The organism is Desulfosediminicola sp. (assembly GCF_048381775.1).
GTDB lineage: Bacteria > Desulfobacterota > Desulfobulbia > Desulfobulbales > Desulfocapsaceae > Desulfopila > Desulfopila ganghwensis.
On sequence record NZ_JBLXGE010000008.1, the window covers coordinates 16681 to 34427 of the forward strand.

Here is a 17747-nt window from a genome sequence, read left to right on the forward strand (position 1 = left end):
TTACTGTATCGTGTTTACTGCTCAGGTTTCATGAGATATTTCTTTATTTCGGCAAAATGCTCATGAGCTATCAGGGCTGGAGAGTAATGGTAAAAGGTCAGTCGGCAAAGGTTGATGCGGGCAGGAAAATGGTAAATATGAGACAGATGTTTATTTTGTGAAATTTTTCCGGAATCGGGCCGGGGATTGCCCTGTGTGTTTTTTGAAGAACTTCACAAAATTTGTCGCTTCATCAAAACCGCATTGGTAGGTGAGTTCCTGTATTGGTTCAGAGGAGGTGGCCAGGTGCCTCTTAATTTCAAGGACCGTATAACTGTCGATAAATTCTTTTGCGGTACTGTTTGTCATGGCCTTGCATATTCTGCCAAGATGTTTTGTCGATTTGCCCAGCATTTCTGCATAGTCGACAACATTCCTGGTGCTGGAAAAGTGTTGCTCCAGAAGGGTTCTGAACAGTTCAAAGGTAGTAAACCACTCCAGGTTTTGGGGTGGGGTTGAAACACGGTGTTGAATGCGCTCGATCTTCAGCAGCAGCTGCTTCAGTTGGAGCCTGAGAATTTCTTCTTTGGCGAAATGGTCCGGGTTGCGGTATTCCCGTACCATCTGGTCAATGAGGCTGGCTATTTCTTCCCGTTCTGTGGCGGCAGGTTCTATAAGTGGGGAGCGGAGATGGTAGTTCATCAGCCGGTTCAGTGACACGACATCATCATGGGTCATATTTTTTTCGAGGAAGGTATCCGTAAAGAGAAGTACCAGGCCGTCCACTTCAGGTTGAACTGTAAAAGCGTGAACCTGATTCTTGGAGACCATGAGCAGTGTACCCGGTTGATACGGGTATGGTTGAAAATCGATGTGGTGTTGGCCATGGCCCTTGGTTATCAGCAGGATCTGGTAAAAATTCACCCTGTGCGGTTTTTCCAATGGGTGCTCCAGCCTGTCTCTGCGGTTGAACAGGCCGGCAAGAGAAAAAATTTCAATCTGCAGTTCCTGTGCTCTTTTTTTGCAAAAATCGATGTGCGGTATATTCAGCTCAATGGACATGGTTCTGTGCCTGTTTTCATACTGGATTTGATTTCATCTCTTCCCGATTATAAAATTTAATCAGGAGTCCAACTGGATTTGCTGGGTCAAATTCATGGATAAATTACGCTGAATTTACCGAATAGGAAAGAGTTCAGGGAGTAACAATGAGAATAGTGATTGTTGGTGGTGGAGCAATTGGAAGACTTTTTGGTTCATATCTGGCGCGGGGGGAGAATGAAGTGACGCTCCTGGATACCGATGAGCAGGTGATCGGCGCTATGCGGGATCAGGGCATAGGTGTGGTGGCGAGTGCCACGGACGATCCTGATGAGGTTACACCCGTGCCGGTAAGTGCTGTAACGGACGGTATGCTTATAAAGGAGTGCGATCTGGTCATGTTGATGGTGAAGTCGTTCGATAGCAGATGTGCCACCAGGTCAGTGGCACATCTTATCGATGCGAACTGCCCTTTGCTCAGCATTCAGACCGGACTCGGCAATATCGAATTGATGGAAAAAGTTGTGCCCAAAGAGCATATTCTGGCTGGTTTCACCTTTAAATCCGGCACTGCTCTCGGGGGGGCCAAAGTGCGTTACGGCAGGGAGGGAAAAACGTATCTGGGTGAATTGAACGGCAAGGTCACCGAACGGGTTCAGAAAATCGCCAATGTTTTTGAACAGTGTGGTATCGAGACCAAAATCTCTCAGCGGATCATTGGCAGATTGTGGTGTAAAGTCATCGTATTTTCGGCGATTAATCCTCTTTCTTCGTTGCTCAAGGTTCCAAACGGCTGCCTTACCAGCAAGATGGAGTCGATCACCCTGATGAAACGCCTTGTTGACGAAGGGAGGGCGGTTGCTGAGGCATACGATATTGATCTTGTGTACGACGATCTTAATGAACTGCTTTTTGAGGCGTGCCAGAAGAGTGCCAACAATCTCTCATCAATGCTCCAGGATATTTTAAATGACCGGCCAACGGAGATTGATGCCCAGAATGGTGCCATATGCCGCTTCGCAGCCAGGCGTGGCATAACGGTGCCTACCCATGAGACCATGGTGGAGCTGGTAAAATTGCTCGAAAAGTGGAGGCCTGGGATGGAGCAATTCTAGCAGAGAGCTATTTTTCTTCATCTCTTCGTTGTAGGGCAAAGAAATAATGCTGAACATATTAATTATATGCCTCCGCTTAATTTTCGACCTACGCCTCGACCTGAGAAAAAATAGCAATTCTTTACTGAATGCCGAAGGACAAGATGAGCTTGAAAATTATTTGTAAAGATCAAGGAGGGGATTAAATGGGAAACTGGAAGAAGTTCTTGCTGGCTGTGGACGGCAGTGAAAATTCCAGGCGAGCCGTAATCTACCTGAGCCACATAGCCCCTCTTGTTGAAGGTGTGGAAATCTGCGTGCTCAATGTCTACCCCCAACCACCACCGGATTATTATACGGAGGGCGGTCGTCTTGATCGATATCTGGAGATGCGTACCAACCGGGCCCGTGAGATGTTTGCGGAGGCCGAGGAGATACTCGTCGCTGCCGGTGTGGATAAATCGTCTTTGGATTTCGAAGTGCACATGGCTGAGGAATGCACCATCAGTGAAGTTGTCCTCAAGATACAGGATGAAGGCGACTATGGCACAGTGGTTGCCGGCAAGCGCGGGGTTTCAAAGGCCGAGGAGTTCCTGTTTGGCTCCATCTCCAATGCCCTGGCAAGGCACAGCAAAAAATTCACCTCCTGGATAGTTGGGTGAAGCCATGGCCGACTGGAGCGGTTTCCCCCACCATATTCTCGAGCGCCTGCAAAATCATGTAGCGGTTCGTTCCCAGCGCAGAAAACCAAGGCTTTTTGCTGATACCAGTGATTTTGTCAATATCGACTATGGCGACGTCATCCATGTCGATGACCGGTATTTTCTGATCGTCGGCTATACCAGGGAAGGGCGTTTCGGAGTGGATGAACAGCCTAAACAGTGGGTACCGAAGGTATATGATCTTGAGAGTGGCGAGCGGCACATTGTCAAGCTGGTATTCCATGAGAGGTATACCATCAGGCTGGGCGGCCTGGAGGTCACCTGCTATCGCAGCCCGGAAAAGGAGGCCCAGGTTATTGAACTGACCAGGCGCAATCCCTCGTTTATGCAGGGCTACGCGGCCCTGGACGAGGTGGGCAACCTGGTGCGAATTCTGGAGATCGTCAATGGCAGGCGGCTGGACAAGGTGGTCTACCAGTTGGGCAGCGATCACCGCGATTACTTTGAAAATCATCTGTCCGGTGTGCTCGAGCGGTTCCTGGTCTCGGTTGAAGGTATCGTCCTGCTGCATAGGCATGGCCTCAAGCACGGGGATATCCGCCGCGACCATATCTTCGTGGACCGTCAGGACGGGCACTTCATCTGGATCGATTTTGACTACGATTTTTACCTGCCCGAACGCCCGTATGCCATGGATCTGTTTGGCCTGGGCAATGTGCTGCTTTTTCTGCTTGGCCAACAGAATTTCAGGCCTTCTGCGGTGTTGGAGAACCCACAATTTGGGCAGAGGGTATTCGATACCCTTGAACAGGGAGACCTGGCCCTGATCGCCCAGGACCGGATCTTCAACCTCAAGAAAATCTATTCCTATATCCCTGAACCACTCAACGATATCCTGCTCTTTTTCGCCACCGGTACGGACGTAATGTATGACACCGTAGAAGAGTTCCGTGATGATCTTGCCCGGGCGGTGGACACGGTCTGGAAATCGGCCTGAACTATTGGAAAAAGGAACTGAAGAAACAAAACGACTATGTTGCTGCCGGTAATGCATTTCCTCGCCTATCCATGCTTCCATACTACCGCCGGGGCCTGGCCAGTTGTTGACCCCGTTGTTCCATTTCGGTATCCTTTTAGATAGCAGTGACGTTGCACGACTAAGAGCCTGTCAGGCTCCTGGCAGGTCGTTTCTCCCTTGCCGAAATCGGTCGGCGCATGCTGTTTGTAACTATCTGCTATGGTTTTAAATATTCGCTTTCCGGGCCGGGTGTATGCTGTCTGACAAATACTGCATTTCCTCAGGGAGGGTAGTGAAATGAAAGGGGTGTCGGCTAACTGGTATTGTATTGTGCTCTCCGCCATATTGATAGGTGGCGTAACATCTGCATACGCCACCACCTCGGCGATGTTCGATAAAGAGAACACCAGGCTCGAGAAAAAGGAATTTTCCCCGTATGTTAATCGAGCCTACCCGACCCAGGTTTTCTTTGGTGATACCCATCTGCATACTTCGCTGTCGATGGATGCCGGCACCTTCGGCAACAGGTTGGGCCTGGACGAGGCCTACCGCTTTGTCCGCGGTGGCGAAGTGGTCGCTTCGGGAGGGTTCAAGGCCAGACTGGCAGAGCCGCTCGATTTTGTGGTCATCGCCGATCACTCCGATGGTATGGGCTTTTTTGATATGTTCGCCAAAGGTGATCCGGCAATGATGAACAAAGAGGAGGGCAAGCGCTGGCATAAGGCGATAAATGAGGGCGGCCAGGCGGCCGTGGATGCGGCCCTTGAGATCATAACCCTGTTCTCCCAGGGCAAGTTCCCCTGGAAAACCAATGATCCCAAAATAATGAAACCGGTCTGGCAAAATGTCATCGATGCTGCGGAACAATACAATGAGCCGGGCCGCTTCACCGCCTTTATCGGTTACGAGTGGACCTCGCTGGTGAAGGGCAACAACCTGCACCGGGTGGTAGTGTACCGGGATGGCTCCGCCCAGGCCAGGCAGACTCTGCCCTTTACCCTCGCCGACAGTGCAGATCCTGAAAAACTCTGGGATGCCATGCAGTCTTACGAAGACCGGACCGGCGGTGACCTGCTCGCCATTCCCCACAACGGCAACCTGTCCAACGGGCTGATGTTTGACGTGGAGACCTTATCCGGCAAGCCCCTTGACCGGAATTACGCTGAACTGAGACAGAAGTGGGAGCCGCTGTACGAGACCACCCAGATCAAGGGGGATGGTGAGGCACATCCGTTTCTCTCACCAGACGACGAATTTGCAGATTATGAGACCTGGGATCTGGGAAATCTCGATATGAGCCAGGCCAAAACCGAGGAAATGCTGGTGGGTGAATACATTCGTTCCGGACTCAAACGCGGTCTTGAGTTTGACCAGCAGCTTGGGGTGAACCCCTATAAGTATGGCCAGATCGGTTCCACCGACTCGCACACCTCCCTGCCGGCAGTGGAGGAAAATAACTTTTTTGGCAAACACTCGGGGGTGGAACCCTCACCGGAACGGGCAATGCATGTGACCTTAGGTGGGGAATACGGGAAGATTATGGGCTACCAGATGGCAGCCTCCGGTTATGCCGGGGTCTGGGCGACCAGCAATACCCGACAGGCTATTTTCGATGCCATGGCGCGGCGGGAGACCTACGCCACCACCGGTCCCAGGCTGGTGGTCCGCTTCTTTGGTGGCTGGGATTTCACCGAGCAGGACGCCCTGTCCCGCATGCCGGCCCATGTCGGCTATCAAAAAGGGGTTCCCATGGGCGGCGATCTCTCCATGACACCGGACGGCAAGTCGCCCACTTTCCTTGTTGCCGCCCTGAAAGATTCGATGAGCGGCAATCTCGATCGGATCCAGATCATCAAGGGCTGGCTCGGCAGTGACGGCAAGGCCCAAGAGCGGGTGTATGATGTTGCCGTTTCCGATGGTCGCGAGATCGGTGAAGATGGCCGCTGCCGGACACCGGTGGGTAATACCGTCAATGTTGCAGAGGCGACCTGGACCAATACCATCGGCGATCCAGAGCTGATAACCGTCTGGACAGATCCTGACTTTGATCCGGCCCAGAGGGCATTTTATTACGCCCGGGTCCTGGAGATCCCCACACCCCGTTGGACAGCGTATGAGGCCAAGAGATTTGAAATAACCATGCCGCCGGAGGCGGAGATGATAACCCAGGAGCGCGCCTATACGTCGCCTATCTGGTACACGCCGTAACGGATATCTGCCACGATATATTTCCCACTACCAGGGGGAACACAAATGAAATCTTCGATGATCTCTCACACCCTGGCCGCTGTCCTGGTCCTTGGTATGATCGGGACAGTCTTTGCCTCTTCCACAGGGATGTCACCCAGCAAAAAAGGCGTGGGCGACGCTCTTTCCACCAAGGAGTATTCTCCCTACGTCGGTCGTGACTTTCCGACCCAGGTGTTCTGGGGTGACACCCATCTTCACACCGCTGTTTCCGTTGATGCGGGCACCATGTGCCGGGTCGGCCAGGAGGAAGCCTTTCGCTTTGCCCGGGGGGAGGAGGTGACCACCACCCATGGGTTGCGGGTCAAGCTCTCCAGGCCGCTGGATTTTCTGGTGGTATCCGACCATGCCGAGATGTACGGGCTGATGCCGCAATTGCTGAAAGGAGACCAGCAGGTGCTCTCCACCGAAAAGGGGCAACGCTGGTACGAGATGCTCCAGAGTGGTGATTATGATAAAACATTTGCCGCGGCCATGGAAATTGTCGCTTCGCTCTCCGAAGACGAGCAGCCGATTAAAAGTGAGCGGGCGGTCAGAAATGCCTGGAACAGCTACACGGCCTTGGCGGACAAATATAATGAACCGGGCAGGTTTACCGCGCTTATCGGTTATGAGTGGACAGCTATCGGTGGCTATAACCTGCACCGAAACGTCATCTTCCGGGGGGATAGCGCCACAGCCAACAGGACCGTCCCCTTCTCCCAGTACGACAGTAAGAACCCGGAGGATCTCTGGGCAGAACTGCAGCGCTTTGAGCAGCAAACCGGCGCCGAGGTCCTGGCCATCCCCCATAACGGCAACCTGAGCAATGGCCGCATGTTCAATGTGGAAACCTTTGACGGTAAGCCACTGACCAGAGAGCTTGCCGAGCTGCGCAGCCGTTACGAACCTCTTGTCGAGGTCACCCAGATCAAGGGTGACGGCGAGGCCCACCCGCTGCTTTCCCCCGATGATGAGTTTGCCGATTTCGACACCTGGGATCGCTCCAACCTGAATGGCACCGAGGCCAAGGAGGAGTCGATGCTGCAGTGGGAATATGCCCGCGAGGCCTTGAAAACAGGGCTCAAGCTGGAAGACTCACTGGGAATCAACCCTTTCAGGTTCGGTATGATCGGCAGCTCTGATGCCCACACCGCGTTCGCGGCGGTGGAGGAGGAGAATTTCTTTGGCAAGCACTCCGGTGTGGAGCCGGAGCCCCAGCGGTGGAAGCATGTGGTCATCGAGGCTCCCGATCCCCAGTTCACCATCTATGGCTGGCAACAGGCGGCCGGAGGCTACGCCGCAATCTGGGCCAGGGAGAATACCCGGGAGGCCCTGTTTGACGCCATGATGAGAAAAGAGACCTATGCCACCACCGGCTCCCGGATGCTGGTCCGTTTTTTCGGGGGCTGGGATTTTGAAGACAGCGATACCCTCTCCAGGCTGCCTGCGGATATCGGCTACAGGAAAGGGGTGCCGATGGGCGCGGACCTGCGCAATGCCCCGTCTGGAGCAGCGGCGCCCAGTTTTCTGGTTGCGGCACTTAAAGATCCGTATAGCGGCAACCTCGACCGTATCCAGATCATCAAGGGCTGGCTGGACAGCGACGGGATGACCAGGGAGAAAGTCTATGACGTTGTCTGGTCGGGTGAGCGCACCCCGGACGAGAAGGGCCAGCTTCCGGCCGTGGGCAATACGGTGGATGTGAAAAACGCTACCTGGACCAACTCCATTGGCGCGCCTGAGCTGATAGGGGTCTGGACCGATCCTGATTTCGATCCGGCTGAGAGAGCCTTCTATTATGCCAGGGTGCTGGAGATACCCACCCCGCGCTGGACAGCCTATGAGGCGAAGCGCTTCGGGGTCGAGATGGACAGCGAAGTGCCCATGACCGTGCAGGAGCGTGCCTACACCTCACCCATCTGGTACGCCCCCTGAGAACTGTGGCCTGTCAATAAAATGAAGCGCGGCTCGTTTCCCGGGCTGTGCTTTTTGGGTGTTTGATGTATACCGATATCTATGAAAAAAATTCTTAACGACCCGTTGTTGCATTTCTTTGCCATCGGCTGCCTGCTGTTTCTCGTCTTTGAATATTTTGGATCAGCAGGCGAAGACGAAGATCTTACTATTCGAGTTTCCAGTGGGGATATCAAAGCGCTGGAGGCGAGTTTCAGCAGGACCTGGCAGCGCCAGCCTTCCAGGGAGGAGTTGGACGGCCTTATTGACGAAAAGGTCCGTGACGAAATTGCCTACCGGGAAGCGGTTGCCCTGGGCCTTGACCGTGACGATGCCTATATCCGGCGCAGGCTGCGCATGAAGATGGAACTTCTGGTCGAAGACATCACCACGGCGGTGCCGCCTACAGATGAGGAGTTGAAAGCCTACCTTGAGGAGAACCGGCAGGCCTTCAGGCAGGAGATGCGGCTGGCGTTCAACCATGTCTACCTCAATCCGGACCAGCACGGAACCACTCTTGATACGGATATCCAGCGACTGCTGGAAGAGCTTGACCGGAAGGGGGAACAGGCGGATCCGAGGATGTATGGTGACGCTATCATGCTCCCCAGAATCTACTCGCTCTCCTCCGCCAATGTAATCGACAGGCAGTATGGGGCCGGTTTTTCTAAAGAGCTTGCCGGCATGGAGACGGGGAGATGGCAGGGGCCGGTTCGTTCGAGTTATGGGCTGCACCTGGTCCTGGTTCGGCAAAAAGAAGAGGCGTACGCCCCTGAACTTAAGGAGGTGCGAGCTGCGGTTGAACGGGAGCTGATGTCTGCCCGGAGGCAGGAGGTCAGGAAGCAGACCTATGACACACTGTTGGATAAGTACAGTATCGTTGTCTCCCGGGACAATGGCGTAAGGGATTAATATGGTCTCTTGGACGAAATATCTCTGGCCGGCAATCCTCTTCTTGTGGCTGGCGCTGCTGCTTCTGCCCAACGTGGTGCTGAGCCATGAGAGCCAGCCCGGTGCCGTGGAGATCAGGCATCTGGCGGGGGACCGCTATGAGGTCGCCTGGCGCGCCCCGATCTATTACAATAAGCCCCACCCGGCCAGGCTGCAGTTGCCAAAGAGCTGGCAGACCATTGGGCAACCTGTCCAGCGGCGCACCCGGGACGCCATCCTCTTTACCAGGATAGTCTCCACCCAGGGCGAGGGGCTTGACGGACAGATCCTGCGTTTTCCCGGTCTTGAGTCGACTATAACTGATGTTTTTATCAAAATAGCGTTGGCCGACGGCAGTGTCATGACCACCACGGCCAGGCCAACACGACCCTGGGCAGAACTCCGCGGTGAGCGCTCCTGGCATATAACGGCCCGGGAGTATCTCTTTCTCGGTTTCCACCACATTCTGCTCGGCCTGGATCACCTGCTGTTTGTGCTTGGCTTGCTCCTGATCGTCAAGAGCAGGGTGATGTTGCTGCAAACCATCACCTCATTTACGATCGCCCATTCAATTACCCTGGCCATTGCCACCCTTGGGTATGCACGGGCGCCGCTGCCGCCGCTCAATGCGGCTATAGCCCTGTCGATCATGTTCCTCGGGCCCGAGATCATGCGCGCCCGGCGCGGTGAGGACAGCCTGACCATAGCCCGGCCCTGGCTGGCCGCCTTTGGCTTTGGCCTGCTTCATGGCTTTGGTTTCGCCTCCGGGCTCTCCACCACCGGCATACCGAAGACCGAATTGCCGTGGGCGCTGCTCTGGTTCAACCTTGGGGTTGAGTTCGGACAACTTGTTTTTGTCTCCCTTATCTTGTTGCTTGCCTGGTCGTTTAGAACCTTGAAGATAGTGTGGCCAAAGTGGGTGGAGGTGGTGCCTGCCTACTCCGTCGGCAGCCTCGGAGCCTACTGGACCATTCAGCGAACCATGATCATGATCGGAGGATTCTAGGATGAAGACTGATAAAAGCGCGTGGCTTGTCCTGGCGGCTTGGCTGCTGCTGATGGCATTTCCCTTTGAAGCCGCAGCGCACATTGCCGGAGGGCAGGCCACCGGCTTCTGGACCGGACTTGAACACCCCTGGTCCGGTCTGGACCATATCGTGGCCATGGTGGCGGTGGGCTTATGGGGAGCTCAGCTCGGTATGCCTGCTCTGTGGGTTTTGCCGGTTGTTTTTCCGATGCTGATGTCGGTGGGGGCCATGCTGGGATTGCTTGGCATCCCGGTTCCCGGAGTTGAGGTGGGGATAGCTGTCTCGGCGGTGGCTCTTGGCATCATGGTTCTGGGGGAGGTGCGCCCCGGGATGGTGGTGGCCATGCTGGTTGTTGGATTTTTTGCGATCTTTCATGGGCATGCCCACGGCACTGAGCTGCCGGCCGGGCAGAGCGGACTGCTTTATTCCATGGGCTTTATTCTCGGCACCGGCTGTCTGCATGGAGTAGGTATCCTCATCGGTCTGGTTCACTACTATCCCCTGGGGAAGGGCCTTTTGCGGCTAACCGGTGGCTGTATCGCGGTTATGGGCCTGTTCTTTCTCTGGCATGCGGTAACCTGAGCCGAAAGCGAATGGATTCTGGGAAAACGTCATTGTTTGTTTCTGTGCTGACAGCAGTCTTGTTCATGTTGTGGCCGGGGACTGCAACTGCCCATCTGGTCACCACCGGCATGGGCCCTGTCTATGACGGCATAGGCCATCTCCTGCTGACGCCGGAGGATATCATCCCGGTTGTGGCGCTGGCTCTATTTGGTGGGATGCGAGGTGCGGAGAGCTGTCGGAAGCTGCTGATGATTGTGCCCCTGTGCTGGCTGTTGGGAGGTATTACTGGCTTCGGTGGCACAAACATCCCGGATTTCCCGGTGCAGGCTGGTTCTTTGCTGCTCATCGGTTTACTGGTGGCTGGAGATGTTCGGCTACCAGTGCCGGTAACGGTCGGTATTGCCGGGCTGTTCGGCTTGCTGCACGGTTTCATGAATGGGGTGACCCTCAACAATGAGCTTGAACCATTGGGTCTTTTGGGAATAACGATAGCCCTGATTGTGATAATCACCATAGTATCCGCCTTGGTCGTTTCCATAGCCGGGGGCTGGAAGCGGGTCGCCGTCAGGGTGGGAGGAAGCTGGGTTGCGGCCAGCGGCCTGCTGATGTTTGGCTGGTACCTGAAGGGGGTCTGATGCCGGTTCAGCATTTAAGAGCGGCTATCTGCCGTATTCTGATGTTTGGTTTTGACAATTAATCCTTGTGGGTTACTCCCAGAAAGGTGTGCCAGACACCATTTCCTTTCCAGTGTTTGAGTACTGAAACCGGCAACGTCTTCAGATGGGCGGAGATCTTTTCCGCTTCGCTGCTGAGTAGGCCGGAGAGCACAAACCACTTCTGCTGCAAAAATCCTTCACTGGCCACAATATCCTTCATCACCGCGTAATGAATATTGGCAACCATTAGGTCGGTGGGCCGTGCAATAAGCTGTTCGGCGCGGCCGCTGACCACCTGGATGTTTGGTTCCAACTGGTTGAGCACTACATTGGCCTGGGCGGTCTGGGCGGCGAGATGATTGAAATCCACGGCCAGACATTTTTCGCAGCCCAGCTTGGCGGCGGCGATTGCCAGAATTCCGGTGCCTGTGCCGAGATCGAGCATGGTCTTCACCTTGCCGCCCATAGAGGCGATCTCGATCGCCTCCAGACAGTCGCGGGTGGTGGGGTGTGCGCCATTGCCGAAGACCACGCCGGGGTTAAGCGAGATCGCTATCTGACCTGGTTCAACCTGCTGCTCGCTCCATGAGGGCTGCAGCACAAATCTGCCGATCTGGACCGGATCGATTGAGCCGCCCTGCCAGTCGGCGTAGCTCATCTCATATTGATCAACGAGTTGAAGTGTATTGTGATCTTCGACCACTTGGCCGACGGTTTCATCGGCTGCTTCCAGAAAAAAGAGAAATGAAAACTCATCTTCTTCCCAATTACCTAAAAAGGCGGGATGGGAGATGACGTAATCGAGGCTGATAATCCCTTCCAGGTAGTAGATATGCAGTATCGAGTCGGGGCGAAGTAGTGCTGTTGCGCAATTCATCTGCTTTTTCCTGACACAAATTATTGGTTGAAAATCTTCTGAAAAATTAACAGTTACATCGTAAACAGCTGACTATACAGCGTTCACAGGCTGGCTGGAAGGATAAATTGAGCCAGGGTCCCCCGGTAGCCGTCATCGCGCGTAGTGATTGCCGTCATTACAGCGCAAGAGGAAAGAGATTGTCCGCCTTGGCCGAATGCGCTAGTCTTATGGACTGTGAGCTGATGTAACATCGGGGCTCTGGCGTAGCCGAGCTGTCTGTGAAAGAAATGAGAGACTCTGTGCATGTCCGGCAGAGGATCGGTGACAGGTGGATGATTGCTGATGGATATTATTAAATTTGCTATTCCTGAGATTATTTTCGGCAGGGGAAGCCTCAATTACGCGGGTCAGTGTGCTTTGCGACTCGGCGGGAAAAAAGTCTTTCTGGTCAGCGACTCGGGTATCGAGGAGGCGGGCTGGCTTGACCGGTTGATGCACATTCTGAAAAAGGATGGGATCGAGTGGGTCTATTATCCCGGCGTAACCTCCAATCCCCGTGATTATCAGGTGGAGCAGGGCGCCGAGCTCTACATGAAGAACGGCGCAGACGTCATTATCGCCATCGGTGGCGGCAGCCCGATGGACACAGCGAAGGGCATCGCTATCCTGGCCAACAATGGCGGACGGATACGCGACTACGAAGGGGCCAACAAGGTGGAACGCCCGTTGCCGCCCATGGTCCTGGTTACCACCACCGCCGGCAGTGGCTCCGATATTTCCCAGTTTGCCATAATCACCGATATGGAACGGGCGGTGAAAATGTCTATCATCACCAGGACACTGGTGCCCAATATTGCCATTGTCGACCCGTTGATTCTCAGAACCAAGAGCGAGACACTTATCATCAGGAGCGCATCGGATGCGCTGGCCCATGCTGTTGAAGCGTACCTGTCGGTGATCGCCTCGCCATTTACCTCAATGCACTCGTTGAAAGCGATTGAGTTGATCCATAAAAATCTGAAGCTGGCAGTGGAGACACGTTCGCTTGAGGCGCTTGAGCAGTTGAGTATCGCCTCGGTCTCTGCCTCCATCGCGTTTTCCAATGCCGGTCTTGGGGCAGAGCATGCCCTGGCGCACTCCCTGGGCGGCCAGTTTGATATTCCCCACGGCGTGGTTCATCCCATCCTGTTGACCTCAGTGATGCGATTTAATCTTGATGCCTGTGAGCAGAAGATGGCGGATATCGGCAGGGTGATACTCGGCGGTCAGCGAGGCTCTGATAACCGTACGGCGCTTGAAGGCATTGACAAGCTCACCGAGTTTTTCTCTTCTTTCGACGTTTCTTTAAAGCTGCGGGATGAAGTCGGCGAGGAGGGCAAAGAGATGCTTGAGCCAATAGCCAAAATGGCCATCAACGATGCCTGCAACCTCACCAATCCGCGACCGGCCACCAGTGAAGAGTTGCTGGCTATCTGTGAGGAGGTGTGGTAATGCCGGGGAAAACGACCCTAGAGGACCTGATAGGGATAGAGCACTGCAAGCTGGGATTTTACCAGGAGTTGCAACAGAACGTCGCCCAGCTGAGCAGATCGAATATGAAGCTTGACGAGAAGCGCAAAGAAAACCAGGCGCTTCTGGACGGGATCACCGATATGATGATCGTCCTTTCCGAAGATCTGACCATTAAACGGGTAAACCATGTCTTTCACCGCTGGTATCCGGGAGTGGACCCGGTAGAAAAGAGCTGCCACCAGATCTTGAGAGGAAAGTCGACCCGTTGTGAGGAGTGCCCGGCCCTGAAAGCTTTCGACTGCAATGAGGTGGTCAAGGATTTCTGCATTTACAAGGTGGATGGTAAGTATCGGCATTATGAGATCATCGCCTCACCATTGAAGACCGACCCGGCCTCTGAGCGCCAGGTGTTGTTGTTCAAGCGCGATCTCACCCGTGAAAAGGAATACCAGGCGCAATTTTATCAGGCCGAGAAAATGGCCACCATTGGCACCCTGGCAGCCGGTGTGGCCCATGAAATTAATAATCCGCTGACGGCAATCAGCGGTTTTGCAGAAGGTTTGCAGCGCAGGGTGAAAAAGCTGGAAGGCGTGGTGCCCGAGGAAATGCTCAGCGATTTCAGGGAATATACCCGAACCATCATTGACGAGGGACTCCGCTGTCAGGATATCGTCAGAAACCTGCTTACTTTCAGCAGGCCCAAGTGTACCAGTCTGGGGCCGGTGGATATGAATGGCTGCGTGCGGGACACCCTGTTTTTGCTCAAACATCATTTTAAGCGACAGCAGCATATTACAATCACGACCAGGTTGGCCGAAAGTCTGCCCTCTATTTGTGGAGATGAATCGCAGTTGAAGCAGGTGATACTCAATCTGCTCACCAACGCCTGTGATGCAATCGCAGAGGGCGGTAAGGTGGAAATTTCCACTGTGGAGACAGAGACCTTGGGGGTCAAACTGGTCATCAAAGATACCGGTTGCGGCATCTCCTTAGAGAATCTGGATAAGTTGTTTGAGCCGTTTTATACCACCAAGCCGGTTGGGCAGGGGGTTGGTATCGGCCTGTCTACCTGCTATTCGATTGTGAGGAACCATGGTGGGGAAATCGTGGTGGATAGTACTCCCGGTAGCGGGTCTGCATTTGAAGTACGTTTGCCCGGGGTTGCCGATAGTGGAAGTTGCTCTGAGCAGACATTTTGTTTTTAGGAGATGAGCAGGGGGATGGAAGAAAAAAAATACAATATTCTGGTAATTGATGATGAGGAGCCGATTCGCAGACTTTTGCAGAATGAATTGAGCAACTCATATCGGGCAGTGCATGTGGCAGGGTGCGGGGCAGAAGGTCTGAAAAAGGCCCGTGACTACTGGTTTGACGTAGTCTTGCTCGATCTCAGTTTGCCCGATGTCCATGATCTGGAGTTGTTGATAACGATCCGGGAGTCTGTGCCCGATTGTGAAGTTATTATGATCACCGGCCATGGTGACATCGACAGCGCTGTGCAATCCATGAAACTCGGTGCCTGCGACTTTATCCGCAAGCCTTTCAATCTGGATCGGCTGGAACTGATAGTGGAAAAGGCACACCAGCGGGTGATGCTGGCACGTGAGAATGCGATCCTGCGTCATAGTGCCGACAGCGGCAGCGTAGCCGTCAATTTTATCGGCAACTCCAAGGCGGTAAAGGATATAAAATTTCTGGTGGAAAAAGTCGCACCAGCCAGAATTCCGGTACTCATTACCGGTGAATCGGGGGTGGGCAAAGACGTTGTCGCCCGGCTCATCCACCAGCGTTCCGGCTGTGGCGCCAACCCGATGATTGCCAAGAACTGTGCTTCGCTGCAGAAGGAACTGGCTCGAAGCGAGCTCTTTGGTCATATCAAGGGCGCTTTTACCGGAGCAACTGAAACCCGTGAAGGACTGTTGGCATTTGCCAATGATTCAACGCTCTTTTTAGATGAGATAGGCGAGTTGCCGTTGGCTGTTCAGGCTTCGCTGCTGCGGGCTCTGGAGACCAAAAGTTATCGAAGAATCGGCGAAAAGGAGGAGCGAACGGTCAACACCCGCTTTCTTTTTGCCACGAACCGGGTGCTGCTCGAAGAAGTTGAAAACGGCCGTTTCAACGAGGCTTTTTTCCACCGTATCAATGCCTTTACTATCGAGATTCCACCTCTTCGGGAGCGGAAAGAGGACCTGTCGCTGCTGGTCGACTATTTTCTGAACGCCTTGAGCCCGGATGGCAGCGATTACAGGATAATTGACACGGCCATGGACTGTGTGCTGCGCTATCACTGGCCTGGCAATATCCGGGAACTTCGTAATGTGCTGGAGCGGGCGATAATTCTGGCTGAGAATGGTCTTATCACCGAGCGGTGTCTGCCCCATGATCTGGCGGGCGGTGCTGCCGAGGAGTGTTCTCCGCTGTCTCTGGAGACAGTTGAGCGCCAGCATATCATCAAGATGCTTGATTACTTTTCCGGTAATCGCCAGAAAACTGCGGAGTCTCTCGGAATAAGCAGAAAGACTCTCTATAGAAAGCTCGCCCGGTATGAAGATTAAATTCTGAGCCTCTTTATCTTTTGTCCCTTCCCTGTGTGTGTCAAAATGACCCGAACAGCCTCATTAGCGGGTCATTTTGTCTTTACACCCATCCTGCCTAAATAAAAACCCATAATTACAGTTGATTAGCTGTAAAATTTCAGCCGTGTCACCTCGCCGATTGGTACCGATATGTCACAGTTGCGTGGCAGGGTGTGACCTTTTGCAGTGAGAGGGGATTGGCTATGTGCCTGTAGTAGCGTCATTACTGTTTTGGCACGACTGTTGCTATATATGTTACGGATTTTGTGTTGATTATTGTATGAGCTCTTCCAGAAGCGGTTTTCTGACCCGAAGCACCATAGGCGGGAGAAAACTTCATATTCGTAACATCAGAAAAAGGACGGTTTCATTATGGCTACACAGGAAATGGTTTATGGCTACTTCATCCCAAGCGTTACCCTGATCGGCATTGGTGCAAGCAAAGAGATTCCAGCCAAAATCAAAGCTCTTGGTGGAACAAAGCCCCTTATTGTTGCAGACAAAGGTATCACAGCTGCAGGTATTACCAAGACAGTAACCGATATGTTGGAAGCGGATGGCATGGAATGTGTTGTTTACGATGAGACCATTCCAAATCCGACCGATAATAATGTTCATGCGGGTGTTGAGTCCTACAAAATGAACAAGTGTGACAGCCTGATCACCCTTGGTGGTGGTAGCGCCCATGATTGCGGTAAGGGCATTGGCCTGGTGATCGCAAACGGCGGCACCATCCATGATTATGAGGGTGTTGATAAATCAGCCAATCCCATGCCTCCGTATGTAGCGGTAAACACCACAGCCGGAACTGCATCAGAGATGACACGTTTCTGTATCATCACTGATACCAGCCGAAAGGTGAAGATGGCCATCGTAGACTGGCGCGTGACCCCGGGTGTCGCCATTGATGACCCGATGCTGATGGTAGGAATGCCTCCCGCGCTGACCGCTGCAACCGGTATGGACGCCCTGACCCACGCAGTTGAAGCCTATGTTTCAACTATCGCCAACCCCATGACCGACTCTGCAGCAGAAAAAGCTATCGAGCTTATCGCCAAACATCTTCGACCGGCAGTGGCTAATGGTGAAGATATTGATGCTCGCGAAGGTATGTGCTTTGCCCAGTATCTGGCTGGTATGGCTTTCAACAATGCCAGTCTCGGCCATGTGCATGCAATGGCACATCAGCTCGGCGGTTTTTATGACCTGCCCCATGGTGAGTGCAATGCCATCCTGCTGCCACATGTCAGCCGTTTCAACCTGATCGCCAAGGTGGATCGTTTCGTCAAGATCGCTGAACTCATGGGCGAGAACACCGAAGGGTTGTCACCGCGTGCAGCGGCTGAACTGGCACTTTCTGCAATTCAGAAACTCTCCACCGATATCGGCATCCCGGCCGGTCTGGTCGAGTTGGGCAAGCGCTACGGTAAAGAGGTCAAGGCTGAAGATATCGGCACCATGACCGCCAACGCCCAGGTAGATGCCTGCGGTCTCACCAATCCACGCAGACCTACCGATGACGATGTAAAGGCTATTTACACCGCCGCGTTATAATACTCTGACATTTGCTGCATGAGCGGCTCAGCTCTTGAGCCGCTTAAAAGGTGAGATGAGGGTGGCCCGGTAGGTATGTCCAATGCCCTGTC

The 17747-nt window shown here is 53.6% G+C and carries 15 protein-coding genes; 13 read left to right on the forward strand and 2 right to left on the reverse strand.

The genetic code is table 11. The features are described 5' to 3' along the window. Window positions 1-150: 150 nt before the first annotated feature. Window positions 151-1041: a helix-turn-helix domain-containing protein gene (locus tag ACN5NT_RS13920; protein WP_419175810.1), complete on the reverse strand. Its 891-nt coding sequence runs from the start codon at window positions 1039-1041 to the stop codon at window positions 151-153. Window positions 1042-1187: 146 nt separating this feature from the next. Between ACN5NT_RS13920 and ACN5NT_RS13925 the strand changes: the two genes are divergently transcribed. The 9 genes from ACN5NT_RS13925 to ACN5NT_RS13965 all read left to right on the forward strand — a co-directional run bounded on the left by ACN5NT_RS13925 (window position 1188) and on the right by ACN5NT_RS13965 (window position 11133). After that, on the forward strand, window positions 1188-2135 hold the full coding sequence (locus ACN5NT_RS13925; RefSeq protein WP_419175811.1) for a ketopantoate reductase family protein: 948 nt from the start codon (window positions 1188-1190) through the stop codon (window positions 2133-2135). Window positions 2136-2320: 185 nt separating this feature from the next. Further along, the gene (locus ACN5NT_RS13930) at window positions 2321-2776 is read left to right on the forward strand and encodes a universal stress protein (RefSeq protein ID WP_136798966.1); all 456 of its coding nucleotides are present in this window, start codon (window positions 2321-2323) and stop codon (window positions 2774-2776) included. A gap of 4 nt (window positions 2777-2780) precedes the next feature. Further along, window positions 2781-3773, forward strand: coding sequence for a serine/threonine protein kinase (locus tag ACN5NT_RS13935; protein ID WP_419175812.1), 993 nt, complete (start codon window positions 2781-2783; stop codon window positions 3771-3773). Between the two features lie 318 nt (window positions 3774-4091). Then, on the forward strand, window positions 4092-6002 hold the full coding sequence (locus ACN5NT_RS13940) for a DUF3604 domain-containing protein (protein ID WP_419175813.1): 1911 nt from the start codon (window positions 4092-4094) through the stop codon (window positions 6000-6002). 45 nt (window positions 6003-6047) lie between these two features. Beyond that, window positions 6048-7958 carry a DUF3604 domain-containing protein gene (locus tag ACN5NT_RS13945; RefSeq protein ID WP_419175814.1) on the forward strand — a complete coding sequence of 637 codons (1911 nt, stop codon included), beginning with the start codon at window positions 6048-6050 and terminating at the stop codon, window positions 7956-7958. A gap of 81 nt (window positions 7959-8039) precedes the next feature. After that, window positions 8040-8888: a peptidyl-prolyl cis-trans isomerase gene (locus ACN5NT_RS13950; RefSeq protein ID WP_419175815.1), complete on the forward strand. Its 849-nt coding sequence runs from the start codon at window positions 8040-8042 to the stop codon at window positions 8886-8888. Between the two features lies 1 nt (window position 8889). After that, window positions 8890-9912: a HupE/UreJ family protein gene (locus ACN5NT_RS13955; protein WP_419175816.1), complete on the forward strand. Its 1023-nt coding sequence runs from the start codon at window positions 8890-8892 to the stop codon at window positions 9910-9912. Between the two features lies 1 nt (window position 9913). Next, complete coding sequence (locus ACN5NT_RS13960) at window positions 9914-10516, forward strand: HupE/UreJ family protein (protein ID WP_136798970.1); 603 nt, start codon at window positions 9914-9916, stop codon at window positions 10514-10516. 65 nt (window positions 10517-10581) lie between these two features. Continuing rightward, window positions 10582-11133 carry a HupE/UreJ family protein gene (locus ACN5NT_RS13965; RefSeq protein WP_419175817.1) on the forward strand — a complete coding sequence of 184 codons (552 nt, stop codon included), beginning with the start codon at window positions 10582-10584 and terminating at the stop codon, window positions 11131-11133. Window positions 11134-11191: 58 nt separating this feature from the next. Here ACN5NT_RS13965 and ACN5NT_RS13970 read toward each other — a convergent pair whose 3' ends face one another. Continuing rightward, the gene (locus ACN5NT_RS13970; RefSeq protein WP_136798972.1) at window positions 11192-12031 is read right to left on the reverse strand and encodes a 50S ribosomal protein L11 methyltransferase; all 840 of its coding nucleotides are present in this window, start codon (window positions 12029-12031) and stop codon (window positions 11192-11194) included. Window positions 12032-12355: 324 nt separating this feature from the next. Here ACN5NT_RS13970 and ACN5NT_RS13975 point away from each other — a divergent pair, with 324 nt between their 5' ends. The 4 genes from ACN5NT_RS13975 to ACN5NT_RS13990 all read left to right on the forward strand — a co-directional run bounded on the left by ACN5NT_RS13975 (window position 12356) and on the right by ACN5NT_RS13990 (window position 17655). Continuing rightward, a complete protein-coding gene (locus tag ACN5NT_RS13975; RefSeq protein ID WP_136798973.1) occupies window positions 12356-13504 on the forward strand; it encodes an iron-containing alcohol dehydrogenase in 1149 nt (382 codons plus the stop codon). Further along, window positions 13504-14730, forward strand: coding sequence for a two-component system sensor histidine kinase NtrB (locus ACN5NT_RS13980; protein ID WP_419175818.1), 1227 nt, complete (start codon window positions 13504-13506; stop codon window positions 14728-14730). Before ACN5NT_RS13975 ends, ACN5NT_RS13980 begins: the two co-directional genes overlap by 1 nt. Before the next feature lie 15 nt (window positions 14731-14745). Next, window positions 14746-16080 (forward strand): sigma-54-dependent transcriptional regulator, encoded by a 1335-nt coding sequence (locus ACN5NT_RS13985; protein WP_136798975.1) that lies wholly within the window; start codon window positions 14746-14748, stop codon window positions 16078-16080. A 393-nt stretch (window positions 16081-16473) separates the two neighbouring features. After that, complete coding sequence (locus tag ACN5NT_RS13990; RefSeq protein WP_136798976.1) at window positions 16474-17655, forward strand: iron-containing alcohol dehydrogenase; 1182 nt, start codon at window positions 16474-16476, stop codon at window positions 17653-17655. Window positions 17656-17747: the final 92 nt, after the last annotated feature.